The sequence below is a fragment of the Paenibacillus thalictri genome (genome assembly GCF_004307995.1).
GTDB classification, from domain to species: Bacteria; Bacillota; Bacilli; order Paenibacillales; family NBRC-103111; genus Paenibacillus_AF; species Paenibacillus_AF thalictri.
Genome location: NZ_SIRE01000019.1, coordinates 55,665 through 74,433 on the forward strand (window position 1 = coordinate 55,665; position 18,769 = coordinate 74,433).

Annotated in this window: 15 protein-coding genes; 1 reads left to right on the top strand and 14 read right to left on the bottom strand. The window is 53.0% G+C overall.

Annotated elements, in window-relative coordinates:
* Positions 1–33: 33 nt before the first annotated feature.
* From EYB31_RS24855 to EYB31_RS24915, 12 genes are all read right to left on the bottom strand, one after another.
* Positions 34–900, bottom strand: a complete 867-nt coding sequence (locus EYB31_RS24855) for a carbohydrate ABC transporter permease (RefSeq protein WP_131016133.1) — start codon at positions 898–900, stop codon at positions 34–36.
* 20 nt (positions 901–920) lie between these two features.
* A complete protein-coding gene (locus EYB31_RS24860; RefSeq protein WP_131016134.1) occupies positions 921–1,874 on the bottom strand; it encodes an ABC transporter permease in 954 nt (317 codons plus the stop codon).
* A gap of 198 nt (positions 1,875–2,072) precedes the next feature.
* Positions 2,073–2,363 carry a helix-turn-helix transcriptional regulator gene (locus tag EYB31_RS24865; RefSeq protein WP_165452600.1) on the bottom strand — a complete coding sequence of 97 codons (291 nt, stop codon included), beginning with the start codon at positions 2,361–2,363 and terminating at the stop codon, positions 2,073–2,075.
* Between the two features lie 18 nt (positions 2,364–2,381).
* The gene (locus tag EYB31_RS24870; protein ID WP_131016136.1) at positions 2,382–3,674 is read right to left on the bottom strand and encodes a response regulator; all 1,293 of its coding nucleotides are present in this window, start codon (positions 3,672–3,674) and stop codon (positions 2,382–2,384) included.
* Positions 3,671–5,401, bottom strand: a complete 1,731-nt coding sequence (locus tag EYB31_RS24875; protein ID WP_165452601.1) for a sensor histidine kinase — start codon at positions 5,399–5,401, stop codon at positions 3,671–3,673. The genes EYB31_RS24870 and EYB31_RS24875 overlap by 4 nt, the downstream gene beginning before the upstream one ends.
* Positions 5,402–5,909: 508 nt before the next feature.
* Entirely contained in the window at positions 5,910–7,409 is a 1,500-nt protein-coding gene (locus tag EYB31_RS24885) for an extracellular solute-binding protein (RefSeq protein ID WP_165452602.1), read from the bottom strand.
* Between the two features lie 59 nt (positions 7,410–7,468).
* Positions 7,469–8,344 carry a carbohydrate ABC transporter permease gene (locus EYB31_RS24890; RefSeq protein ID WP_165452603.1) on the bottom strand — a complete coding sequence of 292 codons (876 nt, stop codon included), beginning with the start codon at positions 8,342–8,344 and terminating at the stop codon, positions 7,469–7,471.
* Positions 8,345–8,362: 18 nt separating this feature from the next.
* Entirely contained in the window at positions 8,363–9,319 is a 957-nt protein-coding gene (locus tag EYB31_RS24895; RefSeq protein WP_131016141.1) for an ABC transporter permease, read from the bottom strand.
* A 114-nt stretch (positions 9,320–9,433) separates the two neighbouring features.
* Complete coding sequence (locus EYB31_RS24900; protein WP_131016142.1) at positions 9,434–11,254, bottom strand: sensor histidine kinase; 1,821 nt, start codon at positions 11,252–11,254, stop codon at positions 9,434–9,436.
* The gene (locus EYB31_RS24905) at positions 11,251–12,777 is read right to left on the bottom strand and encodes a response regulator (RefSeq protein ID WP_131016143.1); all 1,527 of its coding nucleotides are present in this window, start codon (positions 12,775–12,777) and stop codon (positions 11,251–11,253) included. The genes EYB31_RS24900 and EYB31_RS24905 overlap by 4 nt, the downstream gene beginning before the upstream one ends.
* A gap of 51 nt (positions 12,778–12,828) precedes the next feature.
* Positions 12,829–13,605 carry a LamG domain-containing protein gene (locus tag EYB31_RS24910; protein ID WP_240762820.1) on the bottom strand — a complete coding sequence of 259 codons (777 nt, stop codon included), beginning with the start codon at positions 13,603–13,605 and terminating at the stop codon, positions 12,829–12,831.
* 135 nt (positions 13,606–13,740) lie between these two features.
* Positions 13,741–14,511, bottom strand: a complete 771-nt coding sequence (locus tag EYB31_RS24915) for a phytanoyl-CoA dioxygenase family protein (protein WP_165452604.1) — start codon at positions 14,509–14,511, stop codon at positions 13,741–13,743.
* Between the two features lie 155 nt (positions 14,512–14,666).
* On the opposite strand from EYB31_RS24915, the gene EYB31_RS24920 reads away from it, so the two are divergent.
* Positions 14,667–15,440, top strand: a complete 774-nt coding sequence (locus EYB31_RS24920; RefSeq protein ID WP_131016145.1) for a helix-turn-helix domain-containing protein — start codon at positions 14,667–14,669, stop codon at positions 15,438–15,440.
* Between the two features lie 130 nt (positions 15,441–15,570).
* Here the strand turns inward: EYB31_RS24920 and EYB31_RS24925 are convergent, their stop codons facing one another.
* Together EYB31_RS24925 and EYB31_RS24930 are read right to left on the bottom strand one after the other, a co-directional pair.
* The gene (locus tag EYB31_RS24925; protein WP_131016146.1) at positions 15,571–17,520 is read right to left on the bottom strand and encodes an FAD-dependent oxidoreductase; all 1,950 of its coding nucleotides are present in this window, start codon (positions 17,518–17,520) and stop codon (positions 15,571–15,573) included.
* Positions 17,517–18,752, bottom strand: a complete 1,236-nt coding sequence (locus EYB31_RS24930) for a Gfo/Idh/MocA family protein (RefSeq protein WP_206105499.1) — start codon at positions 18,750–18,752, stop codon at positions 17,517–17,519. The genes EYB31_RS24925 and EYB31_RS24930 overlap by 4 nt, the downstream gene beginning before the upstream one ends.
* Positions 18,753–18,769: the final 17 nt, after the last annotated feature.

Below are 18,769 nucleotides of genomic sequence, written 5' to 3' on the forward strand. Positions count from 1 at the left end.
GTTTTATATTGAGGAGACGATAGCCGGCCGGAATCAGCCTTTTACCGCCCCCAGCATGACCCCTTTGACGAAATATTTCTGAATGAACGGGTATACGCACAAAATGGGCACAACAACACACAGAATTGCGGCAGCGCGGATCGTTTCGGGTGTTACCTCGCGGAATACGTCGGTGATGACCGTATCGGACGTTCTTTCGTCCGTCACCAGCTGCAGCAAAAACATTTGCAGCGGAATCCAGCGCCTCTCGGTAATGTACATCATCGCTTGAAAAAAGCTGTTCCAATATCCGACGGCATAAAACATCGAAATCGTCGCCATCGCCGGCTTCGACAAGGGCAAAAAGATGGACAGCAGAATCCGCCAATTCGATGCGCCGTCGATGCGCGCCGATTCCTCCAAAGCGTCGGGAATGCCCATAAAAAAGTTGCGGACAAGAATCAGATTAAACGGGGCCAGCGCTCCCGGCAGGATCAGCGACCATAACGAATTAAGCAAGCCGACCTGCTTGACGACCAAATAGGTCGGAATGAGCCCACCGCTGAAAAACATTGTAATGACAAACAACAACATCAGCCCTCTCCCGTAAGGAAGATGTCTTTTGGACAGCGGATAGGCGGCCAGCACAGTAAGCGCCATGCTAAGCGCGGTGCCCGCAATCGTAATCAGCACGGAATTGCTGAAGGAATAAAAAAACTGCTTGTTCGTCAACACATACTCATAAGACATGACGTTAAAGCCCTTCGGCCATAAAATAATGTCTTTGGCCAGCACATGAGCTTCGCTGCTCAACGATTTAGCGGCGATATGCACAAACGGCAATATCATCGACAGCGACAGCAAGCTCAGAATGACGACATTAAACCCGGCAAATAGCGCTTCGCCCCTTGTCCGCACCATATTCACTCACACCTTTCCGGTTAAAATATCCCGTCTTCGCCCATTTTGCGGGCTAGGAAATTCGCCGCTACAAGCAGCACGCAACCGATGACCGATTTGAACAAGCCGGCCGCCGTCGTCAGCCCGAACTGCATCGTGCCAAGCCCGACGCGAAATACGTAGGTGTCGATAATGTCGGCCACCTCGTAGACGGTCGGATTATACATCGCCAGTACCTGCTCGAAACCCGCTTCCAGCACGTTGCCGAGGCGCAGCAGCAGCAGCACGATAATCGTCGAACGAATGCCGGGCAAGGCGATATGCCATATTTGCTTCAGCCGCCCCGCTCCGTCCACAGTGGCGGACTGAAACAGCTCTTCGTTGATGCCAAGCAGCGCAGCCAAATAAATGATCGCCCCCCAGCCCGCTTCTTTCCAGATGTCGGAGAACACCAGAATCCAGCGGAACAACTTTTCATCGGACATAAAAAACACCGGTTCGAAGCCAAACAACTGAATCAGCTTGTTCACAATGCCGCTGTTAGGCGACAACAAATCGACGGCAAGTCCGCCGATGACAACCCAAGAAATGAAATGCGGCAAATAGGTGATCGTCTGAACCGAACGTTTGAACACGGCAATTCTCAGCTCGTTCAGCAGCAACGCCAGCACGATCGGTGCCGGAAAGCCGAGACACAACTTCATCAGGCTGATCATCAGTGTATTTCTCACAACCTTGGGGAATTCATCGAATGCAAACAGCTCGCGGAAATGCTGAAGGCCGACCCATGGGCTTTTCATCACGCCTTGGATGATATTGTAATCTTTAAAAGCAATCACAACGCCGTACATCGGCGTATACTTAAACACCAGCAGAAACACAAGCGCCGGAACAAGCATGATATACAAGTCCCAATATTTCAGCAGGGGGCGATGCTTTTGGGGAGCTGACAAGGTCGCCGGGGCCGGCGTCGTCTTGGCGGTAACGGATTTCATGATAAGGGGCACCTCCTCCGGTCGGATTGATCGCAAGTGGATCTACTCTTACTATAGCGGCTCATGGTACTTTGTGAGTAGATCAATTGTTTGCGGTTTTTCGCAACTTTTTTGTTATGTTGCCGCCTTCAACGCCAAATGGCTGCACCTAACCCAAACGGCAATAACGCCGAAGCGGAGGCTCCGGCGTTGCTGCGGTTACGTTTTTAATACGTCGCTGGGTTTAATGCCCCAATATTTTTGAAACAGTTTGGAGAAATAGTTGACGTGCTTGTAACCGACCTGCTCCGCTACGTCGTATACTTTGCTGCCCTTGGCAAGCAGAGCTTTTGCTCGTTCCATGCGCAAGCGAAGCACAAAGTCGGAGAACGACACGCCGGTAGTTTCTTTAAAGGTGCGGCTTAAATAAGAGTAGCTGAGGTACATCTTCTCGGCGACGAGATATAAGCTCAGCTCATCATCATGCAGATGCTCATGAATAAACTTCACGATTTCGCTGATCGCAATTTACGTGCCGGACTGCCGACGCTGTTCGATGGTTTTGCTAATACGCAAAGCCATCCTGCCAAACCATGCTTCGATCTGGTCGCGCGACAACAGCTCATGGAACCTCTCGAAGTCGGCGAAATCTTCCTGCAGCGCCTCGCGCAACGTCCAGCCGTGCGTGTGAACGATTCTGGCCAGCAGACAGGCGATACGCCACAACGTCTCCTTGGCATCGGCAACCGGACGGGCTTCGGAGAAACCAAGCTCCATTACCGTCCGGATCAACTCCCGGCATTTCGGGCCGTCGCCCGTTTCGATCGCTACCTCCAGCTCTTTCTCCGCCTGCTCCATATACACCCACGAAGGTTCTGCGGGAACCGGCTCCCGATACGGGATGGCAATGCCGCTGCCCAGCGTGATCCGCGCCTGAAGCGCCATTTTGCTTTGCTTAAACGCTTGGGGGAGCAGCAGAAAATTCGCCGCAGCCGGTCCGATGCCCGCGCTGGCCGTCAGCTTCAGACAATCCTTCGCCGTTTCGAGCAGCTCGCTGACCTTCAGATTTACTTTGGCATGCCAGACGTCCTCGCGTTCCGCCAGCGGAGCGGAAAACAGCAGAGCGGTCATGCCGTCGTCATCTTGAAGCACAACGCAATCCAAACCACCTAGCAAATCCCTGGCGATCGTAAACAGCGAGAACTGCACGAGCTGGCGGTCGCCCGCCTGAAAGCGGCCGTTTCCGTCAGCGATCGGATCCATGTCCAATACGACGATCAGATGTTTCTTATCGTGCAGAGCCAGCTGCAAATCGTTGCCGATACGCTCGATCTCCCAATGGGAATAACGCCCGTACATCCAATTTTTGTAGAACATGCTTTCCAAGTGAGGCAGATGTTCCTTCCAGCGCCGTTCCAGCAAGTGAAGATTGATTTTCTCGGCCAACTCCTTCTCCCGCACCTCTCTTGCTTCCAGCACCGCCTCCAAGATCAGCTCGTTTTCAGCCGGTTTGACCAAATATTTAAACACGCCGTATTCGATGCTCTCCCGGGCGTATTCGAAATCGTCGTATCCCGTCAATATGAGCGTTTTGACAAAAGGAAAATCGCTTTTAATCCGTTTCGCCAGCTCAAGCCCGCTCATTTCCGGCATATAAATGTCCGTCAGCACAAGGTCGATATTGTCCTTCTGCATAATCGCCAGCGCTTCCTTAGCGCTGCGGACCGCCGCCACCATGTCGATTCGATGGGCGTCCCAATCGATGTCCTCAGCGATCCGCTCCCTGACATGCGGTTCATCCTCTACAATAATCAGCTTCATGCCTGCTTCTCCTTTGCGAGCGGCAGCACCAAAGTTACCTTGGTGCCTACGTCTTGTTTGCTGTACAGCAGTAATTCAGCTGCCTCACCGTAAAACAGCTTGATTCTCGATTTGACGTTTTTCAGGCCGTAATAGCGGGTTGGCGGGCTGTCCTGGGAAATCCGGTACGTTTTGCTCGTAATGCCGTCCAATTCCCGCTTAATTTCCGATAGCTTGTCCTCTCCGATCCCCGCTCCGGTATCCTCCACCTCAAGCAGCAGCCCGGCTTCGCCGATACGCGACCGTATATACAGCTTGCCTTCGTCGGGGCTTCCGCCCAAGCCGTGAACGATCGCATTTTCCACCACCGGCTGCAAAATCAACTTCAGAATGGGCAAATGTTTCGTTTCTTCCGCCAAATCGATCTCCACCGTAAAATGATCGGTCCGAATTTGCTGTACGCGAATGTAATACATCAGATGCAGCGCCGTCTCGGCCAGCGTAAACGAATCTTTGCCTTTGCCCAGACTGACGCGGAAAAACCGCGCCAAGTTGATCACCATTTCGCTGATTTCCGGCACCTTCTTCTTGGAAGCGACGGAATAGATGGAATCCAGCGTGTTGTATAAAAAATGCGGATTGATCTGCGACTGCAGCAGGCTGAATTCGGCTTTGGCCAGACGCAGCTCCTTCTCATAGTCGTCTTCGATCATTTTCCGCTGGGAGGCCGCCATCTGGTTAAAAGCGTTCATCACAAAACCAAGCTCGTCTTTCCGCTTATGCTCGACCTGAACCGTCAGATTACCTCTGCTGAACTGCCTGAACGCGCCCGACAGCTGGTGCAGCGGTTTCGTAATGCCGATGTAGGCCAGCCATGCCATCCAAATCGCCAGCAGCACGCTGACCAGTATAATCAGGTAAGTGAAGCGCTGCAAATTGCCGGATAGCTGAAACAACTCGAATTGCGGCTGCTCCAGCTGAATCGACCACAAGCCGCTTTCCGCCTTGATCGTAAACATCGGCTTGCTGCGCGATTCCTCCGAAAGCGGATTGGTTTCAAGCACAAACCCGTCGTTGTAAAACAAGCTGATGTCCGTGTTGCCGGTCGTTTGCAAATGCTGAATGATTGTACGGAACGACAGCTTATCGACCGCCAAAATCATCACATTTGGCTCTTTATTGTTGCCGAGCACATCCAGCAGACGCACGTAATAAATCATATCGTCGCTTAAATATTCCGATCTCCCGGCGTATTTGCTTGTCGGCACGTAAATAACAAGTCCTCCGCGCGCGTCGATCGTCTGCCGGAACCAGAATTCCCGCTTGACGTCGGGCCATTTGATCCCTCCCTTTACGGTCGATACGCCGTTGCCGCTTTCGCCATGGACAATGTAAGCCTCCTTGACGGCTCCGTTGACGTTGGTCAGCGCGGACAGCTGCTGCTGGACGGTATGGATCTCGTACAGGTGCTCCGGGCTAAGCGGATTGTCAATATTGCTCCAGATATCAACGATATTGGGGTTTGAGCCGATCAACAGCGTTTGCTGGTCCATGCTTTTGGACAACTGGTCCACATACTCCAGCGTCGTAAGCAGCGCGCCTTTGGTGCGGTCGCCGATCTGCTCGTTCATCACTCTCTGGGAGTAATAATTGGCGAAAATGCTGACGGCGACAAGCGGAAGCAAGATAAGCAGGAACGTCACGGTCAGCTTGGACTGGATCGAATGAAAACGGGAAAAATGAATCATCGCAGTTCTCCTCATCGCGCAGCGGGAATTACAGTCATCGTAGGAGATTTAAGCGCTTTCGTCAAGCGGCATCGCAATGCGGCTAAACCAAATCCGGCATCTCTGGACGCTCTTTTTTTGGTGCGATAAGTTACTCTTGCGCATGGGGAGGGGATGAGCACGGGGCTCCAACCGCCAATTAAAATCATGCCCCTTTGAATAAATAGTGCACGGTCGGGCCCTGATTTTAAAAGCGGCCGCTTACGCTTTTCCGCCCCGTGCCCATCCCTTTGTTCAGCTATTTGCCAGTCCGCCACTTCCTCTATCCTCTCTGTTATCCGGTATTCGTATCCATGAACACCTTTGTCGTATTCCGGGTACATGTCTCCTTCACATGCTCCCGTCAAACGAAAATACCACCTGGCGTTGTTGCTGCACATCTTCCATCGGCAACTCTTCATTCTCATCAAAAAAAAGCCGGGAACGATTACCGAAGTAACCTTCCCGGCCTTTGGGCCGTGCGCATTGATTATTTATTTCCGTTATACGCGTCGTTGAGTGCTTTCAGCGCTTCCTCGCCGCCGGCTTTTTTCCACTTGGCGATGTAATCGTCGTAAGCGCTCATCGGCAGCGCCCCTGTAATGATTTTAAGGAAATATTCGTCTCGCAGGTCGCTGAACTCCTTGCTTTTTTTGTCGACGGCATCAATCGGCGGCACTAGGTTGACGACGTCATCGTATTTCGACGATTTCACCAGCGGATCGAAGTACGGCGCGAACCCTTTTTGCTTCATCCGCTGAATGCCAAGCTCCACCGTATCAAACATGTTGTAGTAGACGCGGTAGCGGATGTTTTCAGCTTCCTTGGTGGCGATGAACTGCCCGTCTTTTTTCTCGTAATGTTTGCCTTCCACACCAAAGGAAATGTAATCGATAAGGTCTTTGTTTGTCGATTTGTTCATAAAATCTACGGCTTCCTTCGGGTGCTTGCTGAATTTCGGGATGACAAAATATTTGGTCAGCGACGTCGCTTTGTTCATGCCGTTTGCCCCGTTTTTGCCGGTCGGTATATCGATATAGCCGAGCTTGGCGTTTGCGCTTTTGCCCTTCAGAGCATCGCCGATCCCTTTGGCGTCCGCCCAGCCGATCGTCGACATGGCCGCCCGCCCGCTGACGAATTTCTCCTTCACATTATCCAGCTTGTTGACTACCGCCTCTTTGTCGATCAGCCCTTCGCTGAACAGCTTGTTCGCAAAAGCCAGAAACTCCTTTGCTTCCGGTTCGGCCGGCGTATACACGACTTTGCCGTTTTTTTGCAAATATTCGACCGGCGGGTAAAACATACTTTGAATGGCCGCCAGCGAGCCAAGCCCTTGCGCCAAGTTTGCCGAATACGGAACGGCGTCCGGCTTTTTGGCTTTGATCGTCTTCAGCGCTTCGTAAAATTCGTCTTGCGTCTTCGGCAGCGGAATGCCCAGCTCTTCAAACCAGTCGGTTCGCGTGAGCAAACCGGACGTGGCCACGTTAAAGGTCAGCGTGCGCACCGCGTAAATTTTGCCGTCCGCCGCCGTCGACGATTTCCACTGCTCGGGTGTAAGCGTCGCTTTGATGTCTTTGCCGACGTCGTTCATGTACGTATCCAGCGGCGTCAGCAAGCCCTGCTGCACAAAGCTGCCAAACTGGGTTTTGTCGTTGAGAATAATAATGTCTGGCGTTTCGCCGGAAGCCATCACGACGTTCAGCTTTTGCCGCGCCGGCTCAGCATCTTTGGGCAGCAGCTCCCATTGCAGGTTAAAACCCGTCTTCTCGCGAATCGTATTTGCAATCTCGTTATTATTGACATCCGAGCCTTGCGGGAACTCCTCCACGTTATTGGGCACAAGCAGCTTCAGCGTCGGTTTGGCCGCTTCGCCGCCGGCAGCCGCCTTCCCCGAATCAGCCGGCTTGGCGCCTCCCCCGCATCCCGCCAATGCCACGGCGGTTGCGACCGCCGCCGCGACTAGCGCCCCTTTTTTCCGATGTTGCTTCATGTTTAAATCCTCCCCTTTATTCATCTTATGTTTGAAAAATCAAAAACACCGTGCTTTGATCAGCCTTTGACCGCGCCAAGCGCGATGCCTTTGACAAAATACCGCTGCAAAAACGGATACACGATAACGATCGGCAGCGTCGCTGCAACCACGGTAGCACCGCGAATCGATTCCTGCGACACGTGCATCTGGGATAAGATGTCGATGTTGTTTGCCGCATCGGAGGCGCTCATGATCATTTCGCGCAAAAACACCTGCAGCGGCAGCAGCTTGTAATTGTTGATATACATCAATGCGTCGAAATAGCTGTTCCAATATTCCACCGCGCAGAAAAGCGCGATCGTTGCGATGACCGGCATTGCCAGCGGGATCATGATGTGCAGCAGGATGCGCAAATTGCCCGCGCCGTCTATTCTGCCCGATTCCTCCAAGCTGTCCGGGATGGTGTAAAAATACAACCTGACAATGATCATATTAAACGGGCTGACCAGCGTCGGCAAAATAAGCGCCCACAGCGTATCCAACAGACCGAGCTGTTTGATGACCAGATAAGTCGGAATGAGTCCGGCGCTGAACAGCATCGTAAACACATAAAGCAGCATGATCACCTTTTGCCCGCGCAGCCGGCCTCGCGACAAAGCGTATCCGGTACATACGGTCAGCGTTACGTTCAGCAGCGTGCCAACAACGGTAATAAACACCGAGTTGGCAAACGAGCTGATAAACTTTTGGCTGCCGAGCACGATACTGTAAGCGTCAACATTAAAGCCGACCGGCCAGATAAATACGTCCCCGGCCACAACGTTTGCTTCCGCGCTGAACGATTTCGCCACCACGTTAAGCACCGGGACGAGGCAGACCACAATACCGATGCACAGCAGCAGCACATTGCACCACTCAAATACGATTTCACCTTTTGTTCTAAGCCGCATCATATGCCTCCTTGTTCCCATTTACCACAAACCGCGTTCGCCGAATTTTTTGCTGAAATAATTGGCGGCGATAATCAGCGCCATGCCGATACCCGACTGGAACAAGCCGATGGCGGTCGAAAAGCTGTATTTCATCTGCCCAAGTCCGACCCGGTACACATAGGTGCCGATCACGTCGCCAACGTTGTAGACAAGCGGCGTATAAAACATAAGCACTTGTTCAACGTCGTTCGCCAGCGCATGGCCGATGCGGAGCATGATAATAAACACGATCACATTGCGGATGCCCGGCAGCGTAATATGCCATATTTGCCGGAACTTGCCGGCGCCGTCCATTTTAGCAGCTTCATACAGCTGCGTGTCGATCGATACGATCGCGGATAAATAAATGATGGACGACCAACCCGTCTCCTTCCATGCGGCGGACAACACCAGCACGCTGCGGAAAAACCGCTCGTCCGCGATCATCATCACATCCTGCATCCCCAGAAGGGCGAATACTCCTTTTAAAATACCCGTCTGCGGAGAAAGCAGATTGATGAAGATCGCGCTGATGATAACCCACGATAAGAAGTGCGGCAAATAAGTGATTGTCTGCGTCAGCCGTTTGAACATCACCCCGCGTACTTCATTGACCATCAGAGCAAGCGCAATCGGCAGCGGAAACTGAAATACGAGCTTGTAAAAGTTAATCAGCAGCGTATTGCCGACAACCGTATAGAAGTTCGGATCGTCCAGCAGCTCCTTGAAATATTTGGTCCCCGCCCAAGGACTGCCCCATATCCCGTCGAACAAATTGAAATCTTTAAAAGCGATGACCACCCCAAACATCGGCAAATACTTAAATGTCAGCAGCACGAGCAGCCCGGGCAAAAGCAGCAAATACAAGTCGTAATCCTGAAGCAGCTGCGAGCGCCGTTTTCGTTTGGACAGCGAAACGGCAAGCGGCGCGGTCCGTTCTTGTTGCACATTATCCATCTGTAAACGTCCATCCTTCCCTAATCTGTTGTAATCGCTTTCTTCGCATGATGTCATTATAGTACATGAAAAAAGCCCCGCAAACGGGGCATCTCTACGATTAGGTGGATAATATTACGCTGTTGCTTCGCGCTCCCCCGTCTCTGCCGCGATCAGCAGACGCAAGCGGACGGCCGTACCTGCGCCGGGTTTGCTGCGGATTTTCACGCCGCACTCCGGCCCGTAATACAGCTGCAGCCGCTGATGAACGTTAAGCAGGCCGTAACCCGCCCCCGGCTTAAGCAGCGCGCCCGCCGCTTCCCTGCTCATGCCGATCCCGTCGTCGAACACATAAAAATCGATAAACGGCCCCTGCCGGCGGCCGCGAACGGTCACGCTGCCCTGTTTTGCAGGCTGTTTGTTAACGCCGTGAATAATCGCATTTTCCACAATCGGCTGCAGGATCAGCTTGATTACCTCCGTTTGGAGCAATGTGGGGTCCACCGCGATATCGTGGCGAAAACGGCCGGCGAAGCGGATGTTCTGGATGTCGATGTACGCTTTCACATGCTCCAGCTCCTTGTCCACCGTAATCGTATCGTTCCCCCGGTTTAAGCTGATGCGGAAAAACTTCGACAAATTCGTCACCACCTGAGCGATATCCGGCGCTTTCGATTTAAAAGCCAGCCACTTGATCGTATCCAGCGTATTGTACAAAAAATGCGAGTTGATTCGGCCCTCCAGCACCTTCAGCTCTTCCCGCTGCTTGTTGATCGTAATCGTGTAAACCTCGTCGATGAGCCCTTTAATCTCGGTTGACATTTTGTTAAACCGCCGCTGCAGCAAAGAAATTTCGTCGTTTCCGCTGATCTCGACCAGTTCGCCGAAATGCCCCTGCTCGATGCCTTTCATTTTGCCGGCAAGAATGTTGAGCCGCTTCGTAATCATGTTGGAAAGCAAAATCGACAGTAAAATGGCAATTGCGATCAGCGTGCCGGTCAAAATCAAAATAAACGGGCCGACAAGTTTGCTTTGATCCGTTAAGCCGACCGTCGGGACGAGCACAATCAGCTTCCATCCCGGCTGCTCCAATTCACGCACCAAATACAAATAGTTTTTCCCTTGAAAACGAACCGGTGCGATCCCCGATCCGCCGCTTGCCTGATGCTCCAGCACTTCGTCCAGCGCCCTGCTGTCGATGTTGATGCTGCCTTGCGAGTTGGAATAAGCGGTAATGAGCTGGCTGTTTTTATATAACAGCGCATGATACGGCAAAGCCAAGCTCATATCGCGAATGACGGACTGCAGAGTCGTTTCGTCGATATCGATAGCCACCGCGCCCAAATTCATATTGACGTCATTAAAATCCTTCATCAGCCGGTACAATGAGACTACCGATTTTTGCACGATGCCTTGGCCGACGCCCATGTAGCTCATGCTTGCAAAATATCGCCATTCCATGAGCCCGGGGCTTAGCGACAACTGGTCCCCCAGCTGCTGAAACTGATTCTGAGAAAGTCCGAAGATGTTTTGATTTTCAGCAGCGTACAGCGGGCTGTTGGGCACAAGCAGACGAATGCGGAAAATGTTGCGGCTTTTCTCCAGGTTGCGGATAATTTCCGTAATGCTTTTGTAGTCGTCGATAATATCGGCGATCGTCAGCTCGTCTCCGCGGGCGCGTCTTAAAATTTGCTGCAGCTTCTCGTTTGTATAAATAATCTCCGAAATATTTTCGACTTCGTTGAGCCGGTACGAAATATTGATCGCCGTTTGCCGAAGCGCCTCCAAATAGGCGTGACTGGTCTGTTCTTGAATGATCGAAGACGATTTTTTGTAGGAAAAATAACCGATGAAGCTGGACGGGATCAGCACAATCAATACAAAAGAGATTAAGATTTTATCCCGCAGCTTCATCCGCGCATCGATGCCGATCAGCTTGCGCAGCACCGTTCTCATCGCAGCTTCTCCCTGTATTCGCTCGGATTTATGCCAACTTCCCGCTTGAAAAGCCTCGTAAAATATTTGCTGTCCGCGTAACCGACCCGCTCCGCCAGCTCAAGCACAAGCAGGCCCGGCTCTTCGCGCAGCAGCCGCTTTGCTTCCTCCATACGAACGGAGGTGACGTAGTCGTTCAGCGTAGTGCCGGTTTCTTTCTTGAACAGGTGCGCCAAGTAATTCGGCGAAAGGTGGACACGTGCGGCGATGTGCGCAAGCGTCAGCTCTTCCCGCAGCGACTGCTCCACATAATCGGTCACCGCCCGCACCAGCTTGCGCTGCTCCGGCTTGCTGCGCACAATATCGCCCATTTCATCCAACGCGCTATTTATAAGCGCTTCCAATTCAAATGGACTGCGAGCGCTGCGGACAAGCTCCAGCGCTTGCTCGAGCCTGCGCGGCTCCTGCTTCTCCAGAAGTACGGCATAATGCTGCTTGGTCCGAATAAGCAGCATGCTGCCAAACGCCTGGAGATACGGCAGGCCTTCGCCGCCGAAGGCCAAACACACTTCGACATAGCGGCGCACGGTTCCCGCCAGCTGCTCGCGGTCGCCGGCTTCCAGCTGCCTGATAATCGCTTCTTCGCATTGCCCGGCTTCTACAAGCAGCCGTTCCCGGTCCAGAAGTTTCGCTTCATACGGCACGATTTGCAGGGCAGCATGCGGTTCTGCCAGTTCTGCCTCCCTTGTACGTTCCACCAATGCCAATCGCGCGTGCTGGAACGACAAGTGAACTGCGTCCAACTGCTCGACACGGGAGCCGAGCCCGATCCGCGTGGCCATTCCTTCTAAACAGGCAAACGGCCTCATCTCTTCGCTGGAAATAACACCTCCGTATACGCCTTCATTCAGCGGAAGCATACCCAGTACCGGAAGCTGCTGCCGGAGCCGTTCCGCCGCTTCAGCGGATCTTACACCTTCCATATAAAACGCCCGATAAGCACCGCGCTGCGGCAGCCATTCGTCCAGCAGTTCCCGGTATGTATCGGTTAAGGAAATATCGGAGCCGAACAATACGTCCTGCATGAAACGTTCCTTGATCATCGACCGGGTAACGGTCACCGCTTTCTCCAGCTCGCTGAGCCGCGCCGCCTTTTCCCTCTCATCAGCTATAGCTTCCATCGCCTTGCGGACGACATGCTCCAGCTCCTCCGTATGAAACGGCTTCAGCACATAATCGACGACCTGCAGTTTCAGCGCGGATTTGATGTAGTCGACGTTTTCATGGCCGCTGATCATAATGACGTGAATGTGTTTGTCCTGAATGTCCCGGCGCAGTCTGGCAACAAACTCAATGCCGTCCATGACTGACATCACGACATCGGTCAACACGAGGTCCGGCTTCGCTTCCTTGGCTATCGCCAGCGCACTTTCCCCGTCGGAAGCCTCCATGATGGTCCCGATGCCCAGCGCCGCCCAATCCAAACAATACTTCATGCCTTCACGGATAATCTCTTCATCTTCGACAATAAGCAGCGAATACATTGAATTGCCCCCTTGAAGACAGCCTGCCCAACGAAAAATGGCTCGTATCCATTAACCATTCGACCCAAGCCGGGCAATTTCCTCTTCATTCAGCGCCTTTTTAAACACGGCCAACCCACCGATCAATCCGGCGTAAAAGTTGCCCATTTCCCCTGAACGGTGAACCGCGGCCACAGTGAAATCGGCTCCTTCCGGCCCCCCGTCGAACAGCCCTTCGGGATACGCATACGGATTATATACATCTCTGCGGTCCAGCACGCCGTCCAAATATACCCGCGCCTCAAGCCCGTCGTAAGTAAAAGCCGCCGCATGCCACTCCGCTTTAGATACAGGCGTCGCGCCGATGGCGGTAGTCATACACCACGGATGTCCCGGCGTCGGTCCGCCGACGGAAGATACATGACCGCCAAGCTGATCGCCGCTCTCCCAGATGCGCAGGTCCATAAACAAGCAGTACTGCCGTTTCTTCTCGCTTTCGTTCCACATCCCGGCTACAGCCTGGCACCCGCGGTTAACCATGTCGGCCCGCTTCAGCCAAGCGATGATCGTCAGCTGCGCGTCAGGCCCGTGAAAATCGAGCGCCGGGCAGTCGCGGCGCGGCAAATTTAACCATTGTCCGAACTCGATGCTGGCTGCGTACGGGCCGCATACCCCAGCTTCGATGCGGGCAATCGGTCCGTTCATTTCGGTTAACGCATAACGGAAAGGACCTTTAGCGATTCGCGGTTCTCCCGCTTCCTCTTGAAAGTCCCAAAACGACACCAAATCGGGATGCTCCACTATCCTTGAAACGTCCATCTGACCGTGCCCGCTGTTATTCGCCATCATCACACAGCTCCTTCGTCAATTTGTCTTTGTCTTAACTAACTGGAAGAGGAGCCGCCCTATGCCGGGAAGCTCCTGCCGTTCTGCCATACTTTGCCGTACTGCAAATTACACAATCGTACATTACAAAATCGCACTTTAGAAAAAGTAAAAATCGCTTTTTTCTTTGCCCCGCAGGTTATACCGCTGGTAATGCTGGTAATGCGCATTGTACAGCTGGCCGTTTTTGGCGGGAGTATAGGTAAGAAACAGCTGCTTGCGGCTGCGGTCCGACAAGTTGGGGCCGCTTTGGTGCGGCGTAAACGAATGAAACAAAATGATGTCGCCGGGGTTTGTTTCCACAATTTCGCCTGAGGCCGGATCAACTTCCGCGATTTCGGCGGCGTTCATATTTCGCAGTTCCCCGTGGGGCGAACGCAAGCGGTCGTGATAACCCGGGAACAGCTCAAGCCCTCCGTTCTCCGCCGTCGCTCCGTCAATGGCAACCATGACGGAAATAAGCCCTTCGATCGGAAAACCTTGCCACCAGGCCGCGTCCTGATGCATCGTATAGCCGTTTGCTCCAGGCAGCTTAAAAATCAGTTTGTCTTTAAACAACAGCGGTTCGTCGAGATAAATGTCTCTGAGCGGCGCGAGAATGCGCTCATCCTTGACCAGATCGGCGAATACCGGGGATATGTCGTGCACCGGATCGAGACGTTCGATTTTCACCTCGCCGCTTGCATAACTTTTGTGTCCGGCGCGAATGTTGTTTTTGTCGGTATATTGCTCCAAAGTAAGCAGACGGTCGCATTCGATCTGCAGCACCTTGGCGTCGTGCTCCGTCAGTGCGCCGCGGATGACCAAATACCCCTGCTCGTTATATGTCTTAATGTCCTCAAAGCTTAAAATGTTTAATGCCCGTTTCATCCTTATTTCCCCTCTCATTCACTTTTTTGATTCCCTGAATCAACCGTCTTGCTTACATTGTTATCATACAAGAAGTGAATTTACTTAATCCATGCACAGGAGTATAATATTTCATATACTTTTTTGCATCTTGCATACGTTAGGTTGGGATACCGATGGACACAGATATGGAGCTGATCCGCTACCATTTCAGCGGGTTCAGAGAACAGTTTACGCTGCCGGAAGATATGTACGAGGGCTGGGTTATCTTATCCGCGCAAAGCGGCCGGTTTGCATTTAGGTTTGATGAGGAAGGGGCAACCTGGGAGGAAGCGGAATTCGGCGATCTCGTCATTTGCCCGCCGGGCAAACGGCTGCAGCGCAAGACGCTGGAGAAACTTTCGTTTCATTTTATCGAGTGGCGGGGGGATGGCCATTGGCTCCCCGGCAAAATGAGCATTCATGATGTCGGAAGGCTTGGCTCGACGTACGCTTATTTGCGCGAATGGCAAGAGCAGCATGCCGAGGAACGCAGTAAGCAAGAGGCCGTCCATCTGATTCGGGACCTGCTTTATTTGGCGCGACGCGAAACTGAAAAGGCCCGGCAGCGCAAAAACGAAAAAGCCGATCCGCTGATGCGGCAGGCCGCCGCTTATATCGAGCAGCATCTTGGCATGAACGATCTGTCTCTGCAAGCTCTGGCCCTGAAACTGGGAGTCGCCGATTCCCAGCTGACGCGGCGTTTCCGCGCGGCCTACGGCATGACGCCGATTCGTTATGCAACCGCCGTTCGATTAGCCAAGGCACGGCGTCTGCTCGTTGACACCGAAGATACGCTGGACATAATCGCCGAACAATGCGGCTACCAGAATGCGTTTTATTTCAGCCGCGTGTTCACACAGCACATGCAAACAAGCCCTTCGGCATACCGAAGAGCTTATCGTGTGTAGGTGAACCTCACTTACCGATGAGTTTAATGCGTGCTGGTAAACATCACTCACAGAAGAAAGCGCATGTAAGTATTCAACACTTACCGAAAAGTTTAGCGCGTGAAGCCGCCGATCAGCCACAATTCCTTCCTTACCCTGTTGTCGGGGTCAGGATACGGTACAACAAGCAGCAAGTGTCTCCTCTTGTCACCATCGTCCGCTCTTTGAGATCGGATGGCCGTAATGCGGCGTCACAACCGCGGGCAGCCAACTCTTGTTCCAGCAGCCCGAACCATGCCGACCCGCTGAGCGGCTGCGTCCCGCGCTGCTTGTCCCCCAGCTTACGTGCGATTTCCAGCGGATTCGATACACCTGCGAGCAGATCACCAAACGCTTTGATCCAGACCTCTGCGGTATGAGCATCAAGGGGCTCATCCCATCCCGACGTATAGGAATCAAAAAAACCTTTTGTTCCGAAATACTGCAGGGCAATCAGCCGTTCCTGCGGCATCAGCCCGTCAATATCCGCGAAATAGCTGATCATAACCCGGTTTTCCGCCAGTTTACGCACTACCGAATCCGCATCCAATTTTCCGGGAGGCGTCCCGCTTTCTCGAGCCAACGAGACGGCCAATGCCGCGGATTCTCCCAGCTGCATGAACACAGGCTCCAGCCGCAGAGTTCCCCAACCGATGTGCGAGCACGATAAACATATCGTTACCAGCAGATTGTCCAAATGTTGGGGCAGCATGGAGCGATACGGTATTTGCGCGGTCCGTGAGATCCCCGACAAATTCAGCGTTCCGTCGTTTAAGCTCCCCGGACGACGGTCTGCCGTGCAATCATGCGAGCTGATCGGCCAATCGGCAATGCCTGCCGAATCGGCATGAACCGGAGTTCTTTCCAGACCGGGTGCGGGCAAGCCGTCATGTTCCGTAAATACGTAACGCCCAGCCATTCGCCTTCCCTCACGCACCAATATTTCATACGGAAAATGCCCGTTATCCGCGAATTCGTCTTTGGGAAGCCCCCAGCGCAGCGCCTCCTGCCGCACTTCTCGACTGACAACAAGGTCGTTTTGCAAAAAATAAAGCATCCCCAATGCAAACTCCTCATGTTCACGGACGATTTCTTCCCGCCGCCGCCAGCCGGCAGCCGGATACTCCAGGTTTGCGCCCAGCAGCAAAGGATCGTTCCAGGTCAGCTTATCGTTAGGGATATGGCTCTTTAAAGACCAATGGCCGCCGCCAAGCATTAAATGACTTCGCAAAACAAACGTATCTTTGCTGTTTTCCTCCGGCTTCTGCGCCAGCCCCAAATAAAGCGTTCTGTCATAAGTGTCCGGACGTGCCGGATATACGCGATTTTCCGGATCACATGTCAAGCACACCCGGAAATTATAAGCCTGAAACGCATCGTCTCCTTCGCCTGTCGGGTCAACATAGATTCGTTGACCGTCATCCGACGGTACCACCGTTAGACCGGCGACGGCTTCTTCCGAAATAGGGCCGCTGCCCGGAAAAACGAACAATTTTCCCGCATGGGGTTCTGCGTATTCGTTTCTTCCTTCCCTTCCGGTTCGCATTTCCGTTCCCGCCAAAGCGGCAAGATCGCCCTCATAACTCGCATCGACAAAAGCGCCTGCTTCAATCCGGATTGTCTCCGCTCCCTCGAAGCTTTGCAGGGTAACAGCCGACAGCATTGCGCCCGAACGTTCCACGGAAACGGGGAAATACCGGTATAGAACCGATATTCCCTCTTCCGCATGTACGAGTTCCGTAAATACCCGCTGCGCCACATGCGGCTCAACATGCAGCTTTCCGTTCACGTAACATTGCTCATATTGCTGGGAACCGTCTCCGTAGGCGGTCCGGTAATATTCCCGCACATTGCTGACAAATAAATTGTATACCGGTGCCCGGAAACCGTCGTATACGTTGTCGGTCACTCCCAATCCGGAGCTCATCACACCGCCCAGCTGATTCATAAAGCTGACCAACACGACACGCAGCCCTTCACGGGCGCAGCGTACGGCACAGGCGATGCCGCTTGGCGTACCTCCTACGATGACAACATCCGCTTTTTCGCTCATATGGTTCATACGGCAGCCTCCGGATCCAACAATGCCCACTCCGCAGGCGCATCGCCCAGATCGGGTACGGCCAGCGCCTCCCCGTCACGCATCGCGGATTGATGGGCGACGATACCGGGAATATTGTATCTTGCCGCCGCCCAGGCATGGTTTGGCGGGAGTTTACCGGTGTGAACCGCTTTGGCGAAATCGTCCACCAAAAATTTGTGCACGCCCCGGTGGCCCGCTTCCAGTTTTTCAAACTGCTGCGGCAGCCGGCCGGCATTCATAATCGGACTCATCGATACATAATCGTATTTGCCGTTAGCCACCTGATCGGTGAAATCAGGATCATTCCGGTGGCTTTCGAGCTCCGCAGAGTTGAGAAGCTTGCTGACATTGCTGACCTTCATCGCACTGCCTTCCGATCGCACAAAGTAATGGTCCGCATACGCCCATTCGTAACTCCCTTTTGTTCCGTAGAAGGTGCCGATGTATGAGGTCGATTTCTTGATTCCTACCCGCCTGTATTCGTTGGCGCGGCATATCCCGCCGTTGGACATGTGCAGAATAGCGGTTTCATTGGAAAATGGATTGTCCCAATCGTTTTTCCCATGCCCGAATACCTCGTCGGGATGCCTGTCGTCCTTGTATCCAAAGCAGGATACTTTTTGAACATAAGCTCCTGTCGCCGACACCAGCGCCCCAATCGAATGCGTCGGGTAATGCATCGGCGGCACTCCCGCCGCTCGTTTCCATTGTTCGCCGCCGGAATGCTGGAAGGCTTCATAGAATCCATGCTCCATATCATGATAATACTGGGCTTCGGCGTAAACAAAATCGCCAAACGAACCTTTACGTTGTTCCTCGCGGCAAAATAAAGCGGCAGGATAATAATAAGCGGTTTCCCCCAGCATGTAGATGAGCCCGGAATGAGCGGCCAACTGAACGATGCCTTGAATCTCTTCGATTTTATCCGCCATAGGTACCGCGCTGTACACATGTTTGCCCGCCTGCAGCGCCTGAATCGCCAGCGGACCGTGCAGATGGCGCTGAGTGAATATCGCAATCGCATTGACATCGCTATTGAGCATATCTTCGAAGGAAGCGTAACTTCGGATGCCAAAGCGGCTTTTAAACCATTCGCTTCTTTCCGGCAGCAAATCCGTAACGGATACGTCCCGAATCAACGGATGCGCTTGAAACAAAGGCACAAATTGCTTGGAAAACGACCCTGCGCCGACAATTCCCAACGTGATCACGATATCTCATCCCCTCA